Annotated in this window: 26 protein-coding genes; 20 read left to right on the top strand and 6 right to left on the bottom strand. The window is 31.2% G+C overall.

Going from position 1 to position 23,726, the window contains the following annotated elements; genetic code table 11:
* The first annotated feature begins 8 nt into the window (after window positions 1–8).
* Together ACL_RS01470 and proS are read left to right on the top strand one after the other, a co-directional pair.
* Entirely contained in the window at window positions 9–860 is an 852-nt protein-coding gene (locus tag ACL_RS01470; protein WP_012242248.1) for a S1-like domain-containing RNA-binding protein, read from the top strand.
* A complete protein-coding gene (gene proS / locus ACL_RS01475; RefSeq protein ID WP_012242249.1) occupies window positions 853–2,277 on the top strand; it encodes a proline--tRNA ligase in 1,425 nt (474 codons plus the stop codon). The genes ACL_RS01470 and proS overlap by 8 nt, the downstream gene beginning before the upstream one ends.
* A gap of 54 nt (window positions 2,278–2,331) precedes the next feature.
* Here the strand turns inward: proS and ACL_RS01480 are convergent, their stop codons facing one another.
* A complete protein-coding gene (locus ACL_RS01480) occupies window positions 2,332–3,102 on the bottom strand; it encodes an alpha/beta hydrolase (protein ID WP_049751938.1) in 771 nt (256 codons plus the stop codon).
* Window positions 3,086–3,328 (bottom strand): membrane protein insertion efficiency factor YidD, encoded by a 243-nt coding sequence (gene yidD, locus ACL_RS07575; RefSeq protein WP_041633754.1) that lies wholly within the window; start codon window positions 3,326–3,328, stop codon window positions 3,086–3,088. The genes ACL_RS01480 and yidD overlap by 17 nt, the downstream gene beginning before the upstream one ends.
* 135 nt (window positions 3,329–3,463) lie before the next feature.
* On the opposite strand from yidD, the gene ACL_RS01490 reads away from it, so the two are divergent.
* The 4 genes from ACL_RS01490 (at window position 3,464) to ACL_RS01505 (ending at window position 6,865) form a co-directional block, all read left to right on the top strand.
* Entirely contained in the window at window positions 3,464–5,521 is a 2,058-nt protein-coding gene (locus tag ACL_RS01490; RefSeq protein ID WP_012242251.1) for an elongation factor G, read from the top strand.
* 42 nt (window positions 5,522–5,563) lie between these two features.
* On the top strand, window positions 5,564–5,938 hold the full coding sequence (locus ACL_RS01495; protein ID WP_012242252.1) for a hypothetical protein: 375 nt from the start codon (window positions 5,564–5,566) through the stop codon (window positions 5,936–5,938).
* Window positions 5,928–6,485 carry a ribosome hibernation-promoting factor, HPF/YfiA family gene (hpf, locus tag ACL_RS01500; RefSeq protein ID WP_012242253.1) on the top strand — a complete coding sequence of 186 codons (558 nt, stop codon included), beginning with the start codon at window positions 5,928–5,930 and terminating at the stop codon, window positions 6,483–6,485. The genes ACL_RS01495 and hpf overlap by 11 nt, the downstream gene beginning before the upstream one ends.
* A 104-nt stretch (window positions 6,486–6,589) precedes the next feature.
* Window positions 6,590–6,865 carry a hypothetical protein gene (locus ACL_RS01505; RefSeq protein ID WP_012242254.1) on the top strand — a complete coding sequence of 92 codons (276 nt, stop codon included), beginning with the start codon at window positions 6,590–6,592 and terminating at the stop codon, window positions 6,863–6,865.
* Window positions 6,866–7,192: 327 nt separating this feature from the next.
* On the opposite strand, the gene ACL_RS01510 is transcribed toward ACL_RS01505, so the two are convergent.
* A complete protein-coding gene (locus tag ACL_RS01510) occupies window positions 7,193–7,804 on the bottom strand; it encodes a superoxide dismutase (protein ID WP_012242255.1) in 612 nt (203 codons plus the stop codon).
* 67 nt (window positions 7,805–7,871) lie between these two features.
* A complete protein-coding gene (locus ACL_RS01515; protein ID WP_012242256.1) occupies window positions 7,872–9,416 on the bottom strand; it encodes an Rqc2 family fibronectin-binding protein in 1,545 nt (514 codons plus the stop codon).
* Between the two features lie 103 nt (window positions 9,417–9,519).
* Between ACL_RS01515 and gmk the strand changes: the two genes are divergently transcribed.
* The 5 genes from gmk to ACL_RS01540 all read left to right on the top strand — a co-directional run bounded on the left by gmk (window position 9,520) and on the right by ACL_RS01540 (window position 14,357).
* A complete protein-coding gene (gmk, locus tag ACL_RS01520; RefSeq protein ID WP_012242257.1) occupies window positions 9,520–10,137 on the top strand; it encodes a guanylate kinase in 618 nt (205 codons plus the stop codon).
* A gap of 1 nt (window position 10,138) precedes the next feature.
* Window positions 10,139–10,354 carry a DNA-directed RNA polymerase subunit omega gene (gene rpoZ / locus ACL_RS01525; protein ID WP_012242258.1) on the top strand — a complete coding sequence of 72 codons (216 nt, stop codon included), beginning with the start codon at window positions 10,139–10,141 and terminating at the stop codon, window positions 10,352–10,354.
* A 105-nt stretch (window positions 10,355–10,459) separates the two neighbouring features.
* On the top strand, window positions 10,460–12,193 hold the full coding sequence (gene uvrC, locus ACL_RS01530; RefSeq protein ID WP_012242259.1) for an excinuclease ABC subunit UvrC: 1,734 nt from the start codon (window positions 10,460–10,462) through the stop codon (window positions 12,191–12,193).
* The gene (locus ACL_RS01535) at window positions 12,190–13,044 is read left to right on the top strand and encodes a 3'-5' exonuclease (RefSeq protein WP_012242260.1); all 855 of its coding nucleotides are present in this window, start codon (window positions 12,190–12,192) and stop codon (window positions 13,042–13,044) included. Before uvrC ends, ACL_RS01535 begins: the two co-directional genes overlap by 4 nt.
* A gap of 107 nt (window positions 13,045–13,151) precedes the next feature.
* Window positions 13,152–14,357, top strand: coding sequence for an MFS transporter (locus ACL_RS01540; protein ID WP_012242261.1), 1,206 nt, complete (start codon window positions 13,152–13,154; stop codon window positions 14,355–14,357).
* Window positions 14,358–14,399: 42 nt separating this feature from the next.
* Here ACL_RS01540 and ACL_RS01545 read toward each other — a convergent pair whose 3' ends face one another.
* Window positions 14,400–16,082: a ribonuclease J gene (locus ACL_RS01545; protein ID WP_012242262.1), complete on the bottom strand. Its 1,683-nt coding sequence runs from the start codon at window positions 16,080–16,082 to the stop codon at window positions 14,400–14,402.
* Window positions 16,083–16,193: 111 nt separating this feature from the next.
* Between ACL_RS01545 and ACL_RS01550 the strand changes: the two genes are divergently transcribed.
* The 5 genes from ACL_RS01550 (at window position 16,194) to ACL_RS07170 (ending at window position 20,423) form a co-directional block, all read left to right on the top strand.
* Window positions 16,194–16,973 carry an HAD-IIB family hydrolase gene (locus ACL_RS01550; RefSeq protein ID WP_012242263.1) on the top strand — a complete coding sequence of 260 codons (780 nt, stop codon included), beginning with the start codon at window positions 16,194–16,196 and terminating at the stop codon, window positions 16,971–16,973.
* Window positions 16,974–16,985: 12 nt separating this feature from the next.
* Window positions 16,986–17,891: an aldose epimerase family protein gene (locus tag ACL_RS01555; RefSeq protein ID WP_012242264.1), complete on the top strand. Its 906-nt coding sequence runs from the start codon at window positions 16,986–16,988 to the stop codon at window positions 17,889–17,891.
* 111 nt (window positions 17,892–18,002) lie between these two features.
* Window positions 18,003–18,944, top strand: coding sequence for a dipeptidase (locus ACL_RS01560; RefSeq protein WP_012242265.1), 942 nt, complete (start codon window positions 18,003–18,005; stop codon window positions 18,942–18,944).
* Window positions 18,945–19,358: 414 nt separating this feature from the next.
* Window positions 19,359–19,514, top strand: a complete 156-nt coding sequence (locus ACL_RS07450) for a hypothetical protein (RefSeq protein ID WP_012242266.1) — start codon at window positions 19,359–19,361, stop codon at window positions 19,512–19,514.
* A 240-nt stretch (window positions 19,515–19,754) separates the two neighbouring features.
* Window positions 19,755–20,423, top strand: a complete 669-nt coding sequence (locus tag ACL_RS07170) for a gamma-glutamyl-gamma-aminobutyrate hydrolase family protein (RefSeq protein WP_012242267.1) — start codon at window positions 19,755–19,757, stop codon at window positions 20,421–20,423.
* Between the two features lie 525 nt (window positions 20,424–20,948).
* Here ACL_RS07170 and coaD read toward each other — a convergent pair.
* A complete protein-coding gene (gene coaD / locus ACL_RS01575; RefSeq protein ID WP_041634602.1) occupies window positions 20,949–21,434 on the bottom strand; it encodes a pantetheine-phosphate adenylyltransferase in 486 nt (161 codons plus the stop codon).
* A gap of 217 nt (window positions 21,435–21,651) precedes the next feature.
* On the opposite strand from coaD, the gene ACL_RS01580 reads away from it, so the two are divergent.
* From ACL_RS01580 to ACL_RS01595, 4 genes are read left to right on the top strand one after another with little or no spacing between them, the layout of a single operon-like run.
* Window positions 21,652–22,086 (top strand): ribosome assembly cofactor RimP, encoded by a 435-nt coding sequence (locus tag ACL_RS01580; protein ID WP_041633759.1) that lies wholly within the window; start codon window positions 21,652–21,654, stop codon window positions 22,084–22,086.
* A gap of 15 nt (window positions 22,087–22,101) precedes the next feature.
* Window positions 22,102–23,178 (top strand): transcription termination factor NusA, encoded by a 1,077-nt coding sequence (gene nusA, locus ACL_RS01585; RefSeq protein ID WP_012242270.1) that lies wholly within the window; start codon window positions 22,102–22,104, stop codon window positions 23,176–23,178.
* Window positions 23,179–23,189: 11 nt separating this feature from the next.
* Entirely contained in the window at window positions 23,190–23,450 is a 261-nt protein-coding gene (gene rnpM / locus ACL_RS01590) for an RNase P modulator RnpM (RefSeq protein ID WP_012242271.1), read from the top strand.
* Window positions 23,447–23,725, top strand: coding sequence for a L7Ae/L30e/S12e/Gadd45 family ribosomal protein (locus ACL_RS01595; protein WP_012242272.1), 279 nt, complete (start codon window positions 23,447–23,449; stop codon window positions 23,723–23,725). The genes rnpM and ACL_RS01595 overlap by 4 nt, the downstream gene beginning before the upstream one ends.
* Window position 23,726 lies beyond the last annotated feature (1 nt).

Here is a 23,726-nt window from a genome sequence, read left to right on the forward strand (position 1 = left end):
GAAAAGTTATGAAATTAAAAATTGGACAATTAAATGAACTACAAGTTGTAAGAAAAACAGATATCGCGTATTTACTAAAATCAAGTGATGGCGAAGAGGTTTTCTTACATCAAAATGAATCAGATCACAGAAAATTAGAGCCTGGACAATTTGTCGATGCCTTTTTATATTTTGACGCTAAAGGGCGTTTGGCTGCAACGCTTCATGAACCCTATGTAACAGCGGGCAACCCCGGTGTTTTAAAAGTGGTAGCTGTTAAGCCCGGTTTGGGTGTATTCTTAGATTTAGGTATTTCAAAAGACGTCCTATTATCAAAAGATGACTTACCAGTTGATGAAAGTTTATGGCCACAAGTAGATGATCAAGTATATGTGGATTTACGTGTTAAGGCAAGATTAACTGCACGACCGATTCCTTATAATGAAATTCGTTTAATCACTGGAAATTTAAATGTAGGTGATGAAGTTTCAGGTTTTGTTCAAGTCATTGGTAATATTGGTTATTTTATATTAACAGATGAGTTTAATTTAGTATTAGTTAAAAAATCAAACGTTAGAAAAGCATACCGCTTAGGGGAAATCTTAAAGGTAAAAATTACTTATGAAACACCAAGTGGTTATGAAGGTAGTTTAATTGATTTTAAAGAAGTTGTTCGTGTAGATGATTCCAAACTCATTATGGATGTTTTAGAAAAAGAAGGCGGTAGAATGCCGTATGATGCAACAACAGATAGTGAAACCATTCAAAAGGTTTTTGGACTAAGTAGAAAATCATTTAAACGTGCATTAGGTTTATTGTATAAAGAAAGAAAAGTAAAATTTGAAGGAAATGAAACAATTTTGGTGAAATCAAATGAGTAAAAATAAAAAATTAGTTGAAAGCATTACATCAAGAGATGTAGACTTTAGTCAATGGTATACAGACCTTTGTCTAAAAGCAGAGTTAATGGATTATTCTAACACACAAGGGTTTATTATCTATAGACCTTTAGGATATGGTATTTGGGAAAATATCCAAAACTACCTAAATAATGAATTTAGAAAAACAGGGCATCAAAACGTATATATGCCCATGTTGATTCCAGAAAGTTTATTCCAAAAAGAAAAGGATCACGTTTCAGGTTTTGCACCTGAAACAGCGATGGTTACAACAACAGGGGTTGAAAACTTAAGCGAGCGCTTAATTATTCGCCCTACATCAGAAGTATTATTTGGTACACATTATAGTAAAATTGTTAAATCCTATAGAGATTTACCAAAAATGTATAACCAATGGTGTTCTGTTGTTCGCTGGGAGAAGACTACACGCCCATTTTTACGCGGTAAAGAGTTTTTATGGCAAGAAGGTCACACAGTTCATGCGACTGCTGAAGAGGCTAAAAAAGAGACACATCAAATGTTAGAAGTGTATGACAAATTAGGTAAAGAGTTACTAGCTATACCATTTGTTACAGGACGTAAGACAGATAAAGAAAAATTTGCTGGTGCACTTGAAACTTATGCGATTGAAGCATTAATGCATGATGGACAAGCACTACAATCTGGTACATCACACTATTTTGGTAATGAGTTTGCTCATGCCTTTGATATCAAATTCTTAAATGATAAAAATGAACTAGAATATGCATACCAAACTTCTTGGGGTGTATCTACAAGACTTATTGGCGCTATCATTATGGTACATGGTGATGACAATGGTTTAGTATTACCGCCATATGTTGCACCAACTCAAGTGGTCATTGTACCAATTAGACCAAATGAAGAAGTGCTAAGTGCTGTTAAACAAATTGAAAATGAACTATCAGATAAATTTAGAGTATTTGTAGATGATTCTGATAAATCACCTGGATGGAAATTTAGTGAACACGAAATGAAGGGTGTACCACTACGTATCGAAATTGGTCCAAGAGATTTAGAAAACGGTCAAGTTGTTGTAACATTTAGACATAACTATGAAAAACATACAGTAGCACTTACTGATTTACATAAGTTTGTTGAAGATGGTTTAAAAACAATGCATGAAGCAATGTATCAAAAAGCATTAGAAGCTACAACAAGTAGAACTTATGAAGCGAAAAGCTATGACGAATTTAAAGCATTCTTAAAACAGGGCGGATATATTAAAATGTCAACTTGTGGCGAAGAAGCTGAAATCCAAATTAAGGAAGAAACAGGTGCTACAGCACGTGTGATCCTAGATGAACCACTACTTACAGAAAATTGTCCAGTAACTGGTAAAAAAGCTACTCAAACAATTCTTTTTGCAAGAGCATACTAATAACTATAAAAAGAAGCAGAAATATCAAATTAGATATTTCTGCTTTTATTTTGTTTAACGCATGAATTGTACAAACTCAGACAACTGAGATGCCCAAAGTGTTTCATTATGGATGCCGCCTTCATAAACCTTATAAAATATAGAGTTTACCAGTGGTTTAATATGTTTATATATCTTTTTAGATACGTTTGTGTAATCTCTGTTTGCTTTATGATCGTTTTTACCAGATTCATTTGATCCGACTGTAATGAAATACTTTTGATGAATATCTGGTTTTAAAGTATCCAGTAAATTGTCTAAGCCGGCTGGATTCCAGGAAGCTGAGGTTGATAGACAACCAATACCGCCAAATATATTAGGATATTTTAATCCACAATATAAACTAATTAATCCCCCTAAAGAAGAACCCATGATGTATGTATCCTCTTTATCTTTTTTGGTTTTAAATCTTATATCAATCCAAGGCTTTAATTCTTCAACGATGAATCTTGCATACTCTTGGCCAAATACAGGTACTCTAAATTCATCAGAATAGGTTTTATAAATGGTTGAATTATCAAAGGGTGCATATTCATCCATGCGATACTTTGTGTTATCGATACCTACGATAATATGTGGTTCAATTAAACCTGCTTTAGTAAATCTTTCATACTGTGTATGTGCATCCCAAATCTCCCCGTAAGAAGATGCTTCTTTAAAAAATAGGTTTTGTCCATCATGCATGTAGATCACTTTAAAGGGACCCTTATGATTATCAGGTATATAAACAGATATGTTTCTTTTTTGGTTTAAGATCTTGGATGTAACTTTAAACGTTTTTATCATTTTTCTTTCCCCTTTTCTTTGGTACTGGATCGTATTTAGGCTTAAAAAGCGGATTACATGTAAGAATCCTTTTGCTGGTAAGTAAACTTGCATAAATGAAATTATGTGTCTCGTAAGCCTCTATTGCATAGTGGCTACAAGTTGGTGTGTGTCTACATTTATGAGATTTTACTGGTGATAAAGTTTTTTGGTACCAACGAATGGCTTTTATAGCATATTTTTTCATATCGTATTTATTATACTATAAAAAGGGTCCTTTAAAAAATTCACATATATTTATTTATATTAAATATTGATAAAAAAATAAGGTGTGATATAATAAAAGTACAATGTAAACGCATACATATATAAGGAGGTATTTATGAAAGAATACAAAACCAAGAACCTCAGAAACATTGCGCTATTAGGGCATTTGGGTAGTGGTAAGACTTCACTAACTGAAAGCCTCTTAAATGTAACTGGCGTAACTAACGTAAAAGGTGAGGTGGAACGTAAAAACACCAAATCCGATTTTCTTGTGGAGGAACAAACACGTATTGCCTCCATGCAAACATCTTTAATACCGATCGAAGCACATGACTGCAAACTTAACTTTCTAGACGTACCAGGTAATGATGAGCTCATTAGCGAATTATACCATGCCCTAGAAGTAGTTAAGGGTGCAGTCATTTTAATTGATGCGACCAAAGGGGTTGAAGTTGGCACGGAACGTGTTTGGAATGAAATTAGACGTAGACGTATACCAGCAGTATTATTTATAAATAAAATGGATAAAGATAATATTGACTATGAAGCATTATTAGAAGATATACGTACGAAACTTGGTAAACGTGCCGTACCTTTTACATATCCTATAGGACGTAAAGAAGATTTTGAAGGCTTTGTAAATGTTGTTGAGATGAAGGCTCGTATCTATAACGGTAATACTTGCGAAGATGCAGAAATTTGGGATGAAAAGAAACCTAAAGTGGAACAACTTCGTGAGATGATTATGGAATCAGTAGCTGAAACATCCGAAGAATTATTAGAAAAATACTTTGGTGGTGAAGAAATCACTAATGAAGAAATCACACATGCTTTAAATCACGCAATTATTAATGGTGAGTTAACACCAGTCTTAGTAGGTTCTGTACTAAAAAATATTGGTGTAAATACCTTACTTAAAATGTTAACTGACTTCTTACCTTCTCCTGATATGTTAAGAGAATTAGAAGCAACTAAAGTTGGAAGTGATGAAAAACTTCAAGTTAAAACATTGGATGAAGAACCATTTTCAGGATTTGTCTTTAAAACAATGATTGACCCATTTGTTGGAACCATTTCATTTATTAAATTAAATTCAGGTATCTTAAAAGTTGGGGATGAAGTATATCACGCACAAAGTGATTCAACCGTTAAGATTAATACCTTAATGACACTGATTGGTAAAGATCAAATACCAATGGATTTAGCACATGCGGGTGATATTGTAGTTACAACTAAATTAGATGCATTAAAGACTGGTCATACAATCACAGATACTAAACGCAAAATTGTATATGATACAGTGAAACTTCCTACACCAGTTATCTATCAGGCAATTGAACCAGATAATGAAAAAGATGAAGACAAGATTTCAATGGCTTTAACAAAACTAAATATTGAAGATCCTTCATTTGATATCCAAAGAAATAAAGAAACTGGTCAATTACTCATTGGTGGTTATGGTATTAGTCATATTAAATACATTACAGACCGTATGAAGAATCTATATAAGGTCAGTGTTTCATTCGAAGACCAAAAGATAGTATATAGAGAAACGATTAAGAAAAAAGGTGTTGGCGAAGGTAAACATAAGAAACAATCCGGTGGTGCAGGTCAATTTGGTCATGTTTGGATACGTTTTGAACCAACAGATAAGCTTTTCGAGTTTTCTGAAGAAGTATTTGGGGGTGCAGTACCTAGATCATACTTCCCAGCCGTTGAAAAAGGATTAATTCGTGCTTTTGAAAAAGGTCCTTTGGCAGGGTTCCCTGTAATTCATGTGAAAGCAACCCTTTATGATGGAAGTTATCACTCAGTAGATAGTAATGAAATATCGTTTGTTATGGCAGCTGATCTCGCATTTAAAGCGGCATTACCTGAAATTCAACCAACGATATTAGAGCCAATTTTACACCTAACAATCACTGTTAAAGAATCTTATGTTGGTGATGTTATGGGGGATATGAATAAACGTCGTGGTCGTATACTAGGTATGGATCAAGCAGATGGTTACACGGTAATTAATGCATATGTTCCAGAAGCAGAAGTCACTACTTACGCCATAGATTTAAAAGCAATGACTCAAGGTTCAGGACAGTTTGAAAGACGTTTTGATCGTTACGAAGAAGTACCACAACAATTCCAATCCAAGATTATTGAACAATATAAAAAGTAAAAACATATCATTTTAACTACTATAGTATGGAGGAATTAGTCCATGCAGTGTAAAATATGTAGAAATGATATAAAGGTTCAAAGAACTTTTAGAAATTTACTTAAATTTGAATTACCTGGTGTATGTATTCATTGTTTTAAACAACAGATGAATTACTTTCCGTACTTTGTCATACCAATTCAAAATGGCTTATTGCATATATTTGAATTACTTATAACTGATACAAAGCACCCAAATGATTATATTAATTACTTTAGACCATACTACCGTGCATACTTGAATTTAAATATGACGGTAGATGCGGTCTACATAGAAACACTTACATTAAATATCATAGAATTATTCGATCACATGGAATTAGGACATCTCATTATTTTTACAAACAACTTTAAGGAGGATAAAGGTTATGAGATATGAGATCATAGGTAAAAATGGATTCGTTGCTACTGACGCTATTAAAGCGTATGTAGTTAAGAAATTGGACAAAATTGTCAATATGTTTGATGTTAGAGTGATAGACACAGTGCGTGTAGTATTACGCGTCTATAAAGAGTACTCTAAAGTTGAAGTTACAATCCCTGCACCATATATTATTTTAAGAAGTGAAGTTAGAGATCCTGATATGTATGCAGCTATTGACAAGAGTGTAGATAAATTAACTGCACAAATTAGAAGACATAAATCTAAAATTAGACATCATTTTGAAAAACGTGGTCAAGAGGTGTTTTCTACAGAATTTAGTCTAGAAGCAATGGACAAAGAAGTTAAAGCACGTCAATTAGTCAAATCAAAGAAGTTTTCAATTAAACCAATGAGTGTTGAAGATGCGATTGCACAAATGGAATTAAGTGGACATGATTTCTTTATTTTCTTAGATGAAAAAACCAATAATCCTCAAATCGTTTATGCTAGAGAAGATGGCGACTATGCAGTCATAGAAGCTACACCTGAAGTATATAAGTAAATTACGTGAATCAATTAGGGGTTAGCATCTGCTAACCCCTTTTTGTTATAAAGTAAAATTATTATGCAAGTTATGATACAATGTAAACATGTGAAAGGATTTACATGGAAAGATTAAAATATGGTATAAAAAACTCTCGTATATGGCATTTATGTAGTCAAGACATTGAAGTGAATAAATCAATGACACTGGATAACTGGACCAGATATAGAGCAGAATATAGAGAAATATATTATTTGAATGATACAATCAAGTTCTTAGAGGTTGATCATTTTAACCATGTTTTTAAATTTTTTGATGCAAACATCAGAAAGCATAATATAGAAGACTTTAGACGTTATTTTAAGGACTTTCAAAAATATAAGGAAGTCTTTAAATAAAAAAAAACCAAGAAAATAAATTTCTTGGGTAAGTAGTTTAAATATGGAAGGCGTAGCCTAAAACTTGAAATACTAAACATAAATCAAATCCATAAAAATTATAAATCTTTGAAATGAATAAAACTTATAAATCGAATAAACATTTGATACTTAAAGGTATAACGTTTTTAAGAACTTGTGATTCAAAAATACTGACTACGCCTTCAACTGTATTATATTACAAGTATATGCATTTGTAAAGGAAAGCGCTAACATTTTAATAAAAATTATTTTATATAAACAATAAAAAAAGATATCACATGTTGTAAAGTGATATCTTTTTGATTTTTAAGCCTTATTGAACAATGCTTCAACAGCTTCCCAGTTCACAACATTGAAGAATGCTGCAACGTAGTCAGGACGTCTGTTTTGGTAATTTAGGTAATATGCATGTTCCCATACATCTAATCCTAATAATGGAGTACCTTCAGCAAGTGGTGTATCTTGGTTTGGTGTAGAAGTAACTACTAACTTATCACCTTTTTTGATCAACCAAGCCCAACCAGAACCGAATCTAGTTTTAGCAGCATTTGAGAATGCTTCTTGGAATGCTTCAAATGAACCGAATGATTGAGTGATTGCATCCATAAGTTTACCTGCAGGTTTTTTACCATCATTTTTCTTTAATAATGGCCAGAAGAATGCGTGGTTGTAATGTCCACCACCATTGTTTCTAACTGCACCTTGAATATCAACAGGTACTTTGTTTAAATCTGCAAGTAATACAATTAAATCATCCATTGTGTGAACATGTAATTCTGGATGTTTTTCTAATGCAGCATTCAAGTTTGTAATATAAGCTTGATGATGCTTTCCGTGGTGAATCTCCATAGTTTTTGCATCGATAAATGGTTCTAGTGCATCGTATGCATATGGTAATTTGTCTAATGTAAATGCCATAAAATGTAACGCCTCCTAATTTATTTTACAAATATATCTTACTCTATATAGTGTGATTTATCAACTTTTAAGCATTCTGTAAAAGATTGTCGACAATTGTTTGATCAATATCAATATAGATTGTTTTTTCATTTTTAATCTTTACAAAAGATGCAGGTTTACCACCAATTTTACTTACAAATCTAAATAGTGTGTAGTTTACTGGTATCGAACTAGAAGCCTTTTGAGATGAGAAGTAGGCTGCTAGCATTGCAGATGTTCTCAGCACTTTTTCAGTAAGATCAGGCGTTCTTACAAGTATATGAGATCCTGGAGCATCTTTTACGTGAAACCAATAGTCATTTGCAAGTCCTATTTGATTCACTAAGTGTGCATTTTGATGTGCGTTTTTACCAATAAAGTAAGTAGTATCATCAACTTTTAAGGTTAAAACTTTTACTTTATGTCTTGTAGGTTTATTCTTTTTATTTTTTTGTTTCATAAACCCATATGGGTCTAGAATCTCTTTGAAATCAGATAACGATTCATTATCTGTAAGTTCTAGTTCTACAAGATAATTTTCAAATATTTCTATCTCACTTAATACTTTATGCAATTCTGGTTCTAGATAATCAATGGCACGTTTACCTTTTTGGTAGTTGTTATAAAATTTTTGTGCATTTGAAGTTAGACTAATTTGATCATCTAAGACAATATCCCCAATAAATGGTAGTTTGTCTCTTAAGTTATGACCACTAGCATAAATCAAATCACCTTTTGCTTTATCTTCAAGCATTTGATGTGCTTGGTCAAGTTGTTTGGTTAATTGTATATGTTTCTTTTCTAATTTTTTCAATTGATTTGAGATAAAACTTCTATAAACAGATTTTTCATCCTTTTGTAGCATCACTCTAGAATCTAATGCTTCACTTAATGTATTAAATGATTTAGTATTTGATCCAAACAAATTAAAAAAGTATGATTTATTATCATCGATAGATAAAGTAGGTTTAACTTCAATTTCAAAAGGATGTTTACCTGTTAATTGTAAATAATTAGCTAAACGTAGTGATATACCTAAATATTTGTTTGTAATATCTTTAGGTGTAGCTAAAGGATCAAAGACATAATCTTTAGCATCTAGTTTATCACTTAAGAAGTAGCCAAAAGTTGCATTTGGAATTAAATGTCTACCCTCTAGAACAAACATTTTCTTATATAGATCAATAATTTTTCCTTGTTCAATTAAATATAAATTTGCGTGTCTACCCATCGCTTCAAAAATCAGTTTACGCTCAACTGGACCATATATAAAATCATACACGGTAAAGTTAAATTCAATCACTCTATCTGACTGGTATTGAGTGATGTTTTTTAATATGCCACCTTCTAGGTATTTCTTGAGTTGATTCAAAAAATTAGAAGTATCTTTTTTTGAAGGTGGTTGTGTAGTTAAATAAGTACTTGTAAAACTTGCATTCAAGTTAATCACTAAATGATGTCTTTGTTTTTGAGCATAAAGACTAAAAACAAACATTAAACCGTTTAACCAAACGGATTCTACACGTGTATTTTCTACAGATTGATTCAGTTCTTTGATTAAATAATGTGTGTAAATACCATCTAAAGCCATAATTTCTTACCTCAATAATACTATATCATGAAAATGTCTGAAACTATTTACATAAACCAAACTTTCGTATATAATAAATTAAACGAAGAGTTAGGAGAGTCACATGAAACTAAATGATCGTGGATTACTCATCGTCATATCCGGACCATCTGGAGTTGGAAAAGGTACAGTGCGTAAAGCGCTTTTTGACATGAAGAACCATAACCTAGAATATTCTGTATCAGTTACAACAAGAGCACCTAGAGTCGGCGAAGTTGATGGCAAAGACTATTATTTTGTAAATCGTGCAGCCTTCGAAGAAATGATTCGCCAAGACAGATTTTTAGAGTATGCAGAGTTTGTGGGTAGCTATTATGGCACACCAAAAGACAAAGTTGAAGAAATGCTTGATAAAGGTAAAGAAGTTGTATTAGAAATTGAAGTGGATGGTGCACTTCAAGTACGTGAACGTATGAAAGATGCTGTCTTTATATTTTTAGTGCCACCAAGCAAAAAAGCCTTATATGAGCGTTTAAGCAGACGTGGAACGGATACACCTGAAATTGTAAATAAGAGATTTCAAAAAGCTGAAAGTGAATTTAAATTAGCATATAAATATGATTATATCGTAGTAAATGATGATGTAAATAATGCTGCAGATCGTATTATGGCGATCATTCGTGCAGAACATGCACGTACTCAAAGAACTATTCAAAAATATCAACAGTTAATGGAGGAATAACATGAAAAAAAGAAAACATGGTTTAAACTACCCAACAATTGACGTACTATTAGAAAAGATTGATTCTAAGTATAAATTAGTATATGCAGCGAGTAAAGTTGCTCATATCATTGAAAGAGAAAATTTGGATGTTAAAGATTCCAAATCAGTCACAAGTGTAGGCAAAGCGTTAGAAGAAATTGCAAATGGTAAAGTAACTGTTACGTTCATTGACTAATGAACATAACAGTTTTTTTATTAAAATATGTTAAAAGATTATAGAATGTTCATGATTTATCAATAAGTGTACACAATTTTAGTATAATATAAACAAGGTGATTTTTTGAAAGAAAAACTATCAATATTACCAACTGAACCAGGCTGTTACATGATGCTTGATCAATCAGGAGAAGTCATTTATGTTGGTAAAGCTAAAAATTTAAAAAATAGAGTAAGTTCATACTTTAGAGGCGCACACAATGCTAAAACAGAGAAACTAATTTCAGAGATTAGTGATTTTAACTATATCGTCACAAACTCTGAACAAGAATCTCTTATTTTAGAATACAATTTAATCAAAAAATATGCACCACTTTATAATATTCGCTTAATTGATGATAAAAGTTACCCGTATCTTGAAATCACAAACGAAAAAGATCCAATGCTTGTCGTATCAAGATATATTGAAGTTGATAAGACTAAAACTTTATTTGGACCTTATCCGAACTCAAAATCAGCAAGAGAAACACTAAAACTACTACAACGCCTATATCCATTAAGACGCTGTAATCCAGTAGATAGTAAACCGTGTTTATATTATCATATGGGTTTATGTTTAGGTCCTTGTGCACATGAAAAGGTAGACTATAAACCAAATATTGAACGTATTACTAGGTTTTTAAAGGGTGACACTAAAGAAGTTTTAAATGAACTTGAAGAACGCATGAAACAAGCATCAGAAGATTTAGAGTTTGAACGCGCAGTAGAATACCGTGATATGATTTTAGCTGTAAAAGATACAACTGAAAAACAGATCATGACGCTAAATGATTATAAAGATAGAGACTTTATAAGTTTTGCATATAACGAAGATGATATGGCTATCCAAATATTGATGATGCGTCAAGGACGTATATTAGATACACATAAAAATGTGATATCTTATATGACTGATCCTTATGAAACGTTTTTAACTTATATTAAAAACTATTATGATAAGTTTTTATTACCTGATGAATTGGTGTTTGATCAACAAATCCCTTTTAAAGAACTACAAATGTACTTTAAAAATAAAGTTGTTGTACCTAAAATAGGAGATAAGAAAAAACTGGTTGATTTAGCACATAAGAATGCATTAGAAGATTTAACGCATTACTATAAACTATACCGAGCAAAAGAAGAAAAATTAGGTGAACAAATAGAAGCGTTAGAACAAATATTTGATAAAAAAATATCATATATTGAAGTGTTTGATAATGCTCACCTATTTGGAACTGCACCTATTTCTGGTATGATAGTTTGGAAAGATTATCATTTTGAACGCAAGATGTATCGTAAGTTTCACTTAAAAACTACAACCAATGATGACTACCAAGCCATGAAGGAAGTACTTTACCGCAGATATCAAAGACTTTTAGTTGAAAAACAAAAACTACCAGATTTAATTTGTGTGGATGGTGGTAAAGGACAGGTTTCTGCCGCTTATGAAGTGATTCAATTATTTAATTTAGATATACCTATTTTAGGTTTGAAAAAAGATAAGTATCACATGCTAGAGGGCTATGTTATCCAAAATGAGGTCACTATTTTGGATAAAAAATCACCACTCTATCAATTTTTAGGACAACTCTCAGAAGAAGTCCATAGATTTACAATCACTTTCCATCAAAAGACTAAAAATAGGAAAGACTATACATCGGTTTTAGATAACATACCTGGACTTGGTCCAACACGTAAGAAAAAATTACTCGCAAGTTTTAAATCTATTGATGACATTAAAAATGCATCGACGGAAGATTTAAGAAGTATTGGATTACCTGATAAGGTAATCAAAAGCATTAAGGAAGGTATTTCATGAGAACTTTTATACACAGTACAGATACAAAACAAAAATTATTTTACGCGGTTGTAAATAATAAAAAGGAAACCTTTTATTTACCCAATCGATTAGCTAAAGTATTTTTAACCATTTTAAAAAAAGGTATATTAGTAGATTTTGAAGTGACTAGTCCCGTCATCAAGTTAGTGGATAATCATAAGGTAAGTGTTTATCCAGTATCGCATTTTAACTTGATTATGCAATTAAAACCAAACCGTGTATTGTATGATTTAAAACAATTAAGACTAGATATGAAGCGTGTATTAAAAAAATACCAATACTTTTTATTTTTAGATCTAGAAATGTCGATGCCAGGATATAAAAAAGGACCACATATCCCTGAAATTATTCAAGTTGGTTATGTATTAGCGGATAAGGCAGGTAACGTTATTAAAGATAATGGTTATTTTGTAAGAGCTGTCCAAGAAGACGCGATTAATAAAAGAACCATTAAGTTTCTTGATCTAGATGAAAATAAATATTATGGTAAAGCACTGGATTATGATTTATTCTATATGGATTTAGAAAACTTAATTAAAACATATAAGCCACAAATTGTAACATGGGGTAAAAATGATGTGCAAGCCCTAAATATTAGTTATGATCTTCACAAGGTAAAACCACTAACAAGTGACAAGCAGTTTATTGACCTTTTAAAACTACATAAAGATTACTTTAACTTACCAAATGATATTGGACTATTCCAAGCTTATAAAAAATACTATAAGCCAGAAGAAGAACTCGTCCAAGACCATGATGCTAGATTAGACGCAATTATTACAAAAGATGTATTTGATGCATTTATGATTCTAATGCAAACAAGTAATTAAGAAAATAGAGTTCAAATATTAACTCTTTTTTTATGGTGTAAATTGTAATAAAATTTAATCATATTTTTTTATAATGTAACTATATTAAGTGAAAGTAGATAAAAATTATGCAAAACTGGAAAAAGATGATTGTTTTATTTATGGTGAGTCAAACAATATCACTATTAGGTTCTATGCTTGTAATGTATGCGATTATGTGGCATATTACTTTAAGCACATCATCTGGTTTAATGATGACTATCTATGTGCTTTGTTCATTCATTCCAGGTATTATAATGATGCCGTTTGCTGGTGTTTGGGCTGATAGGTTAGATAGAAAGAAATTGATGATCTATGCAGATTTATTAATTGCTTTTGTAACACTTATCATAGCTATTGTATTTATTATAGGCATCAGAGATTTATGGATTGTTTTTATAGTTGCAGTCATCAGAGCATTTGGCCAAGCCATTCATCAACCAGCAGTTTTAGCAGTGTATCCATCAATTGTACCTAAAGATAAACTACTCAAAGTACAAGGGATATCTCAAGGTATACAGTCGGCATCTTTAATTATTATGCCTTTATTAGCAGGGTTACTACTTTCTTTATTTGAGATTGAATTCATCTTATTTATAGATGTTGTTACAGCGTTAATTGCAGTGGTCATGTTACTTACCGTGATTCATATACCTAAAAATGTTAATAAACAACATATGAATGAAATCAAATATATGGAAGATATTAAAAATGGGATTAAATACGCTAGACAACATAAACTTATTTTTAGTATATTAATGTTTGCTTTTGTGTATATGATACTTGTTGCCGCACCTTCTTTTTTAACATACCTTCAAGTTGCTAGAGTATTTGGCCCTGAGGCATGGCGTTTATCTATACTAGAAACATTATTTGGTGTAGGTATGTTGTTAGGTTCAATCGTGATTGCGCTTTGGGGTGGGTTTAAAAATAGAATGGTTACTTTCTTTTTAAGTTACATGATGATTGGTATAGGGACAATGGGATTGGGGTTACCATTTAACTTTTGGGTTTATGTATCTATGTGGTCTTTTGTAGGATTTTTTATATCGATAAGTAGCCCAATTATGACTACACTTATACAAGAAAAAGTAGACCCTGAATATATTGGGAGAATATTTTCTGTGTTTGGTTTAATTAATACGGTAAGTTTACCACTGGGTATGTTATTATTTGGACCCCTATCAGATGTTGTAGATATATCTTTAATTATATTACTTAGTGGATTAGGCATGGTAGTTCTATCATCAATAATGATGTTTAACAAAACACTCATTAAAGAAGGGTTTAAGTAAAAATAAGCGAAAAAAAAGATGACGGTAGTCATCTTTTTTGAACTATATATTCATAATAATTGGTAAAATCATTGGTTTTCTTAAAGTGATATCATATATTTTGTCACTTAATTGATCAATGATCATTTGTTTTAAGTTGAGTTCATTATAACTCTTCTTTGGTAATTCTCTTAAAGTAATATGTTTAACCATGCTAGCTAAACTTGAAGTTAATTCTTCATTACCCTTCATATAAATGAAACCACGTGAGATTACAGTTGGCTCATTGATTAATGTTTTAGTTTCTAAGTCAATAGATAGGATTACTGAGAATAAACCTTCTTCAGATAATATCTTTCGTTCTCTTAAGACATTAGAACCGATATTACCAATACCTGTACCATCAATATAAATATCTCCGGCTTGGACTTTACCTGCATAACGAATGCTTTCTTTATTAAGTGCTGCAACATCACCATTATCCATAATTAATATATTATTTGGATCAACACCACACTCAACTGCTAATTGTTTATGACGTTTGAGCATTCGATGTTCACCGTGCATTGGTATAAAGTGTTTAGGTTTTACGAGTGTTAACATAAGTTTTAAGTCTGGTCCACTACCATGACCTGATGTATGTGTATCTGTAATAGGTCCATGGGTAATGACGTTTACATCATTTCTGAACAAGAGGTTAATGGTTTTATTAATTGGATCTTGATTACCAGGAATTGGAGAAGAAGAAAAAATTACAGTATCACCTTTAACAGTTTTAATTTGTCTGTGTGAGCCATTAGCAATTCTTGATAAAGCTGCTAAAGGTTCACCTTGAGAACCTGTAACTAATATACATGTTTCCTCTAAGGTATATTTTTTTAATTCCTCAGGTCCAACAATTGTACCCTTTTTAGGTTTAATATAACCAGATTGTTGTCCGGCTTCAATGGTTCTTTCCATGGAACGGCCAAATACCGCGATTTTACGACCGGTTAATTCGGCAGCTTCAATGATTTGTTGAATTCTATAAAGGTTAGATGCGAAGGTTGCGATAATAATTCTACCAGGGATTCTAGTAAAGAGTTCATTAATAGAACGTCCTACTTTAGATTCAGATTGAATTAAACCGTCTTGTTCAGCATTTGTAGAGTCTGATACTAAAAGAAGTGTACCTTCTTGGCCTAAATTTGCTAATTTTTCATATTCTGCATGTGGTCCTACTGGTGTGTAGTCGATTTTAAAATCACCTGTATGAAATAATGGTCCCTCAGGCGTTCTAAACACAATACCAAACATATCTGGAATAGAGTGGTTTAATCTAATAAAGGATACAACCACATCTTTAAAGTTATAGGTATAGTAGGATTTATATTCTTCAATTTTAGGTGCACGTAAATCTTTATGTTCACCTAATTTATATTCAATTAAATCAACAGCAATACCAGAAGCATAGATTCTTGGAATCTTTACTTGACGTAATAAATAAGGTATACCACCAATATGATCCTCATGACCATGCGTTATGAATAAACCTACAATACGGTCCTCATTTTCTTTTAAATAAGTATAATCTGGAATCACATAATCAATACCTAGTAGATCATCATCGGGAAAAAGGATCCCTGCGTCCACTACAAAAATTTGATTATTTATTTCATATACATAGGTATTTTTACCTACTTCACCTAATCCACCTAGCGCAAAAACTCCGATTTCGCCGGTTTTCAACAACGTGTTTTTTGACATCTATTTAACCTCGTAACGTAAAATTATGTTAATTACATTATACACTATAATTTCAAAATTATAAAACTTTTGTTTCATGATAAAATAGTTAGTGTAAAGATTGAGGTACTTATGAAGAAATTATTTGTATTTGATTTAGATAATACACTACGATCAACCAATTTAAGAAAAATCTTACCAAATACTAAAAAGCTGATTCAAGAAATATCTGCAAATCCGGATTATGTGCTTGCACTTGCAACCGGTAGAGGATTAGCAAAATTAGATGTCCTAGAAGATATGGACTCATTTTTTAAATATAAAATCTTAGTCAATGGTGCCATTACCTTAGAAGATAATCTCATCTTAAATGAAAATCATATTAAAAAAGAAGTTGTTGAAGATATCATAAATGCAGCTAATCAAAGAAATATTGCAGTAGGCTTAGTTGGCATGAAGGATGAGGTCGTCACTTTTATAGATAAAGAAGTAGAAAAAGCATTTGATAATTTTGTCGACAAAAAACCAAAAGCACAACCCACATTTTATCTAGAACAACATGTATATCAAATGTGGGTCTTTCATAAAGATGAAAAGATGCTTGAAAAAGAAATTAGGCAACACCAAGATTTAGAAATATATCATTGGCATGATGGTGGTTTTGATATTGTACCTAAAGGGATATCTAAAGCATCAGCACTTAAAGAACTGATGAAGAAATATCCGGATTATCAAGTGATTGCTGTAGGCGATGGACATAATGATCTAGATATGATACGATTAGCTGATGTCGGTATCATCATGAAAATTTCACGTGGGATTAAAGATGCACAAGGAAGTTTTCAATATGTAGCACCTCATGTAGATCATGATGCGCTCTATGATTTTTTAAAAACACAACACATCATATAAGGAGTTAACAAAATGTATAAGACATATGTATTAGAAAATGATTATTTAAAAGTAGAAGCAATTGATTATGCTGCAAGCATCTATCAAATATATCTAAAAGACAATGGTACGCTAAAACCATTACTTGCAACACCTAAAACAAAAGATTTATTTATTGAAAATACACTTAATTATGGACGTACTGTTGGTCGTACAGCAGGTAGGTTATATCCTACTGAAGATACAATAAAGTATGTAGACTTTAAAGGTGAACCAAGCTATATGCATGGTGGTCCAAATAGATTTGGTACAAAGACTTTTAAGGTTAGAAAACACACAAGTGATTCCATAGAATTTGAATTAAATGTCAAAGACATGTCAGATGGTTACCTGGGTAACTTAAATGTTTTAATAACTTATAGAATATTCCAAGGTAGTTTGGTTGTTTGGCATCAAGCTAAATCTGATAAAGACACTTTACTTAACTTAACTTTCCACCCATATTTTAATTTAGAACAGTCAAATCATATAAGAAATCATGAATTAAAAATTGAATCTTCAACATACCTTTCCCAAAATGAACATAAGATCTTTGCTTATGAAAATGATGTAGAAGGTACACATAGAGATTTTAGAACCTTTAAACCTTTAATCATTAACGAACATAATGCCTTAGACGATATTTACTTACTACCTAAAGATAGATATACTGCAACCCTAAGAACCAAGGATATCCAAATGCAAGTATATACAAACTATCCAGCACTTGTTGTTTATACTCAAAAAAAAGTCAATAACACTGATTTAGTCAATGCTAAAAAAGATGAACTTTATACAGGTGTAGCAATTGAATGTCAAAAGAGCCAAAAAGATTTAAATGTGCTTAAACATGATCGTGTATATGATCACTATATCATGTATAGTTTTAATAAAATATAAACCTATAAAGACCAGTTGATGACTGGTCTTTATGCTTAAAATTCACATATAATGCCTTATGAAAACCATGTTATAATAATAAGTAATATAAATAAAAAGTAGGTAATCACCATGTTATTTGATGCACATGCAGATATTTTAACAGATATCTATGAACAACTAAAAATAGGTAATAAAGACCCATTTACAACAAGACATTTAAATCATTATAAAAATAGTGGTATCACACACAGTATTTTTGTAAATTGGACTGATCCAGATAAAGGCACTAGAACAGATTTTTATAACTGCTTTGATGTAGCTATAAACTACATCAAGGGAAAATCGAACCTTTTTAAAATATGCTATAACACAAAAGATGTAAAAGAAGCAGTTAGTTTAAATAAACTTGGTGTATTTTTAGGTGTAGAGGGTATCAAATATTTAGATAAACCAGAAGACATAGAACTACTCTATGAAAAAGGGGTTCGTCATGCATCACTAACATGGAATGAAGTCAATGATTATGCAACAGGTTTATCCAGTGTAGAAACAGGGATTACACCTAAAGGAAAAGAAGCTATTAAAAAAATGATGGAACTAGGTATGTTAATTGATCTTAGCCATGCCAATGAAAAAACATTTAAAGATGTTTTTGATTTAGCAACTAAACCACTTGTTGTAACACACGGTAATGCAAAAGCGCTTTGTAATCATAAAAGAAACTACACAGATGAACAACTTCAAATGATTAAAGATAAAAATGGAGTCATTGGTGTATGTGCTGTACCTAATTTCATATCGGGAGAAAAGACAAATCAAAATGTTTCCTATTTAGCGAAACATATTGACTACATTGTAAAACTTATAGGTATTGATCATGTAGGCATTGGACTTGATGTATGTTACTACTTATATGAAGATGTTACAAGTACACATGTAGAAGGGCTTCAAACAATTAAAGATGCTAAAAATTTACTGAATGAACTCATCAAATTAGGCTATTCTAAAGAGGATATTGAAAAGATATCCTATAAAAACTTTCATAGAGTTTTAGATGAAGTATTAAAATAGAACACCTGATTTTATGTAAAAAATTTAGGCACATAGAGTAAGCATCAATTGATACATTTATAAAGGAATAAGTATATTGTTTCATCAATTAAAGGTTTGATTACAATATCTACCAATAAATATAACTTGTTGTACGTTTCTTTCATTATTTAAAATTTTGTTACCAGTTAAACTTAAAGATTACCTTATATAATACACTTCTAATTTAGAGACTCCAAAACAGGATTGAATTGGTCTGATAAAACGAACTATTCATTAAATATATGTGTATGAAGAAAATTTTTTGTTATTAATGCCACACCAGTAATAATTTATTTAAAACCCATACAAAGGCAAAAAAACACAAAAATAATATTTTTACTTTACAAAAGGCAAAAAGATAATGCTACTAAGTATGTTCAAGTTACCTTAAGTATGCCTACAAATAGTACTAGACAAACAGATAACTTACTTGTAGTGAAAGATAATTATGAAAGAATCATCGTAACCTATGATTATAAGGATGTTGGTGTAATTGATGGTATAAAGATTGTTCATTTAACCACATTTTTAGATGGTTCGTTCGAATGAAATATAAATTAAATAGACAGCTATTATATTAAAAGATCTCAAATGGAAATCTAATAGATTTTATAAGCCGGCAAGAGGTAGATAAAACCGCTTTTCGTTGCTATGAAGGAATCCTTGTTTATACTGAGCGATATCATTCACAATTAAGTACATAAAATATTTCCAATATGATTTTAAACTACAGAAAGAAAGGAAGTTATACTCTAACTATGATTATTGTTTTGAGTATATAAATACAACATGCCAAAACTTATAGGTATTACACCAAGACTTCTCACAGAGTCTGGTGTTGAAAAACAATTTATAAATACTAGATATATTAAACATCTTACCCAAAGAGGATTTAATACGATCCAAATCAACTTAGATAATCCAAATAATGATGCTATCTTTGACATGTGTGATGCATTTTTAATCACAGGTGGTACAGATGTAGACCCTATTCATTTTAATGAAACAAATGAAGGATTATCTAAAAATGTAGATAGTAGACTAGATTTAATCGATCAACAGATTACAGAGTATGCGATAAAATCAAAAAAACCACTTTTAGGTATTTGTCGAGGTCTTCAAACAATTAATGTGTTTGCAGGTGGCTCTTTACACCAAGATTTAAAAGATTTAAATGCTACACATAACAGTGTAAAAAGTGATCATGAAGTGACTATTAAACATCATCCGTTATTTGGTTTTGAAGGCGTAATTAAGGTAAATAGTTATCATCATCAAGCCATTAAGGATGTAGCACCTTCATTTGATGTTATAGGAAGACATATCGATGGAACCATTGAAATGATTGTACACAAAACATTACCGATATTTGCAGTACAGTGGCATCCTGAAATAGATGCCCAACTACCTTTTTCTAAAGTAATATTTGATACTTTTGAAAGATTGGTAAAAAAATAATAAAGCATGTGTAATTCAACAAATGGATATTGTTTTACATAATAGATTAACCATGGTGTAAGACAAAACTTGATTTTATAACTACACTACCACCTTTCAAATTTCATATGTTTTAATATATAAAAACCATGTCCAAACCTAAAGTTTTAGTTATATTGAATAAGATGATAACTTTGGTACTCATTTAGTGAAAGATTTACGTGTTATTAGAACCGAAATTCAAGTTCTCTTGATTGATTTACAGTGGATGTTAAAGTTATTATTGGAAGTCTTGCATTTAGTAGAATACCAACACTAGAAACTATATATGACTGATTAAATAGAATTTGTAGGTGAATATATATTTGACCAATCAAATAATGTAACTATCTATATAAAGGGCCAAAATCTTATTGGTTACGATCCTAAATGGAATGATAACCGTAATCAACTAGAGCACGAAAGAAATATAATATATCAATCATAAATAAAAGACCACTTGATTTTGTTAAATGTGATTTAACAATGCACTCAAGTGGTCTTTTATTATTTAAGTTTTGATAATTTCTTTATAACCATATCTATAATTTGTTCAGGGATATATAAAGATATATCCGCATCATGATATACAAGTTCTTTAATACTAGAACTAGAGACAAAATGATTTCTAGAAGAAGGGAATAATACGACTGTTTCTACATTTGGATTTAAGTTCTTATTAAACTGGTATAACATATACTCGTTTTCATAATCGGCAATATTTCTAAGTCCTCTAAAGAGTACCTTAATACTATGCTTATCAGCATATCTTACGACCAAATCAGATGTATAGCTAATTAATATGTTGGGAATGTGAGCAGTAGATTTTTTTATCATTTCTACACGTTCTTCAGCTGTAAAAGAAAACTTCTTTTTAGGGTTATCTGCAATAACGATGTGTAACACATCTACCAGTTCAGATGCACGCTCAATAACATCTAAATGCCCTAGTGTAAGTGGGTCAAATGAACCTGGATATAGTCCTTTTTTCATAACGGTGTTTTTAGACATTTAACTCGAATTTATTGGAGTAAATATCTTGTCCTTTCAATTTCTTTTCCTATATAGATATTTTTTGCAGCATATCTATTAATATTTTAACACATTTGTGTTTTTATCTTGTTATTTAGTTGTATAAATGCTATAATTTTTTATAGAAGATGAGTGGGGCTGTATTAGTTCTCACTTCTTTTTTGAAGAGGTAATGTATATGAATATTAATGTAATTAAAGAAAAAGTAAAATCCATACTAGATCCAAAAGATATCATAGTTTATGATATATTTGAAGAAAAAATGGGTAAGGAAAAAATTCTTACGATTTTACTTGATGCAACACTTGATCATGAGCATTTAGAAAAAGTGCATATGGAAGTTCTAGATTATATAAATGATGATTTAGATGATGACTATTATTTACAAATGTCAACTGTTGGTATTGAAAAAGAACTAAGGAATTTAGAAGAAGTTCAAAGACATGTTGGCGGGTATGTATATTTAGAAAGTGATGCATACACAGGTAATGCTACTTTAAATGACGTGATTGATAATGAACTACACATTAGTTTTTTCATTAAAGGGCGTCCAAAAAAACTACAAATTAAATATGAAAACATAAGATTTATCCGCCAAGCGGTTAAATTTTAAAAGGAGAGAATAAAAATGATCAGTAAAGCATTTTTCCAAAATATTGAAGAAGTCGCTGAAGATAACGACTTAAATAAAGAACAAGTATTCCATGCTTTTGAGCAAGGATTAATTGCTGCATGTAAAAAGCAATTAGGTGTACAAACATGCCGTGTAGAATTTAAAGAAGAAAAACATGAATTATTAATCTATGGTCAATATTATGTATTACCTGAAGGTGAACTTAATTTAGAACTAGATAAAAAGTATACTTTCTTAAAATTAGAAGATGCTAAAGCATTAAAGAAATCAGCTAAAGCTGGCGAGATTTTAGAAGTAAAAATTGAACCAAGTGAATTTAGCTATAATGCAAGCCGTGATTTAAAACATAGATTCAATGAAGTTTTAAATCAAATTAAGAAAGAAAACATCTATCAAGGATTAAAAGATCTTCAATATGAAATGGTAACAGCTAGAGTCTTAGAAGAAGAAAAAGACTTCTACCGTATTGAAATCAACAAGGATGTTATTACAATGCTACCTAAAAAGGAAGCATTACCTACAGATAAATTCCATGTAGGGGATCGTATTAAAGTTTATGTTACGGATGTAGAAATGAAGACGAAAGGTCCTAAAATTTATGTTTCTCGTACACATGTTGCTTTAGTCACTCGTCTACTTGAAGAATATGTACCAGAAATCAAAGATGGTACGATTGAAGTTTTAGGTATCGCACGTGATCCAGGTGATCGTTCTAAAGTAGGTTTAAAATCTAATAATGAGAACGTTGACGTTATCGGAGCTACAGTTGGTGAAGGTGGCGTACGTATTAAAGAAATCTCTAAATTCCTATCTGGAGAAAAAATTGATTTATTCAGATGGAGTGATAATGAACAAGAACTCATTGGTAACTCTTTACAACCGGCACCGGTTGTAGCAGTTACGAGAGTAAATCCTAAAGAAAAGAGTGCATTAGCAATTGTGCCTGATGCTCAATTATCTTTAGCAATTGGTAAACTTGGTCAAAATGTTAAGTTAGCAGTTCAAGCAAGTGGTTGGTCTATTGATATTAAATCTGAGACTACAGCAGCTGAAGAAGGCATTATTTACTAAGAGGGTTTAAAATGAAAACAGTTAAAAAGATTCCAATGCGTACATGTGTCGTTACAAAGACTGTTCATCCTAAAAAAGATTTGGTACGCATTGTAGCAAATAAAGAAGGACTTGTCTTTGTTGATACTAAGGGCAAAGCTAATGGTCGTGGTGCATATATTCATTTAAGTGTAGAAAATATTGAACTTGCTAAAAAGAGTAAAGCGCTCGACAGAAAATTAGAAGTTACAATTCCTGATAGCGTTTATGAAGACTTGGCTAAACTATTATGAATAAAGGTGCTTTAGGACTTGCATATGCTGCAAGAAAAGTGGTTATCGGTCAAGAAGAAGTTGTTAAGGCACTTCAAAAGAAACAACTACATTTAGTATTACTTGCAACCGATGCAAGTGATAATACAACTAAAAAGATAAAAGACAAAACAAATACTTATCAAATTCAATTAATACATACACATACCTCACTAGATATTTCTAGTGCCATAGGTAAGAAAAATATTAAAGTCATAGGAATAAAGGATAAAGGGTTTAGTATGATGCTTAAATAGA

Source organism: Acholeplasma laidlawii PG-8A (assembly GCF_000018785.1).
Taxonomy (GTDB): Bacteria; Bacillota_I; Bacilli_A; order Acholeplasmatales; family Acholeplasmataceae; genus Acholeplasma; species Acholeplasma laidlawii.

Excerpts from the sequence above, each read along its gene's own strand:
- ACL_RS01470 (WP_012242248.1), top strand. The coding sequence starts at position 9 with ATGAAATTAAAAATTGGACAATTAAATGAACTACAAGTTGTAAGAAAA.
- proS (WP_012242249.1), top strand. The coding sequence starts at position 853 with ATGAGTAAAAATAAAAAATTAGTTGAAAGCATTACATCAAGAGATGTA.
- ACL_RS01480 (WP_049751938.1), bottom strand. The coding sequence starts at position 3,102 with ATGATAAAAACGTTTAAAGTTACATCCAAGATCTTAAACCAAAAAAGA.
- yidD (WP_041633754.1), bottom strand. The coding sequence starts at position 3,328 with ATGAAAAAATATGCTATAAAAGCCATTCGTTGGTACCAAAAAACTTTA.
- ACL_RS01490 (WP_012242251.1), top strand. The coding sequence starts at position 3,464 with ATGAAAGAATACAAAACCAAGAACCTCAGAAACATTGCGCTATTAGGG.
- ACL_RS01495 (WP_012242252.1), top strand. The coding sequence starts at position 5,564 with ATGCAGTGTAAAATATGTAGAAATGATATAAAGGTTCAAAGAACTTTT.
- hpf (WP_012242253.1), top strand. The coding sequence starts at position 5,928 with ATGAGATATGAGATCATAGGTAAAAATGGATTCGTTGCTACTGACGCT.
- ACL_RS01505 (WP_012242254.1), top strand. The coding sequence starts at position 6,590 with ATGGAAAGATTAAAATATGGTATAAAAAACTCTCGTATATGGCATTTA.
- ACL_RS01510 (WP_012242255.1), bottom strand. The coding sequence starts at position 7,804 with ATGGCATTTACATTAGACAAATTACCATATGCATACGATGCACTAGAA.
- ACL_RS01515 (WP_012242256.1), bottom strand. The coding sequence starts at position 9,416 with ATGGCTTTAGATGGTATTTACACACATTATTTAATCAAAGAACTGAAT.
- gmk (WP_012242257.1), top strand. The coding sequence starts at position 9,520 with ATGAAACTAAATGATCGTGGATTACTCATCGTCATATCCGGACCATCT.
- rpoZ (WP_012242258.1), top strand. The coding sequence starts at position 10,139 with ATGAAAAAAAGAAAACATGGTTTAAACTACCCAACAATTGACGTACTA.
- ACL_RS01535 (WP_012242260.1), top strand. The coding sequence starts at position 12,190 with ATGAGAACTTTTATACACAGTACAGATACAAAACAAAAATTATTTTAC.
- ACL_RS01540 (WP_012242261.1), top strand. The coding sequence starts at position 13,152 with ATGCAAAACTGGAAAAAGATGATTGTTTTATTTATGGTGAGTCAAACA.
- ACL_RS01545 (WP_012242262.1), bottom strand. The coding sequence starts at position 16,082 with ATGTCAAAAAACACGTTGTTGAAAACCGGCGAAATCGGAGTTTTTGCG.
- ACL_RS01550 (WP_012242263.1), top strand. The coding sequence starts at position 16,194 with ATGAAGAAATTATTTGTATTTGATTTAGATAATACACTACGATCAACC.
- ACL_RS01555 (WP_012242264.1), top strand. The coding sequence starts at position 16,986 with ATGTATAAGACATATGTATTAGAAAATGATTATTTAAAAGTAGAAGCA.
- ACL_RS01560 (WP_012242265.1), top strand. The coding sequence starts at position 18,003 with ATGTTATTTGATGCACATGCAGATATTTTAACAGATATCTATGAACAA.
- ACL_RS07450 (WP_012242266.1), top strand. The coding sequence starts at position 19,359 with ATGCCTACAAATAGTACTAGACAAACAGATAACTTACTTGTAGTGAAA.
- ACL_RS07170 (WP_012242267.1), top strand. The coding sequence starts at position 19,755 with ATGCCAAAACTTATAGGTATTACACCAAGACTTCTCACAGAGTCTGGT.
- coaD (WP_041634602.1), bottom strand. The coding sequence starts at position 21,434 with ATGAAAAAAGGACTATATCCAGGTTCATTTGACCCACTTACACTAGGG.
- ACL_RS01580 (WP_041633759.1), top strand. The coding sequence starts at position 21,652 with ATGAATATTAATGTAATTAAAGAAAAAGTAAAATCCATACTAGATCCA.
- nusA (WP_012242270.1), top strand. The coding sequence starts at position 22,102 with ATGATCAGTAAAGCATTTTTCCAAAATATTGAAGAAGTCGCTGAAGAT.
- rnpM (WP_012242271.1), top strand. The coding sequence starts at position 23,190 with ATGAAAACAGTTAAAAAGATTCCAATGCGTACATGTGTCGTTACAAAG.
- ACL_RS01595 (WP_012242272.1), top strand. The coding sequence starts at position 23,447 with ATGAATAAAGGTGCTTTAGGACTTGCATATGCTGCAAGAAAAGTGGTT.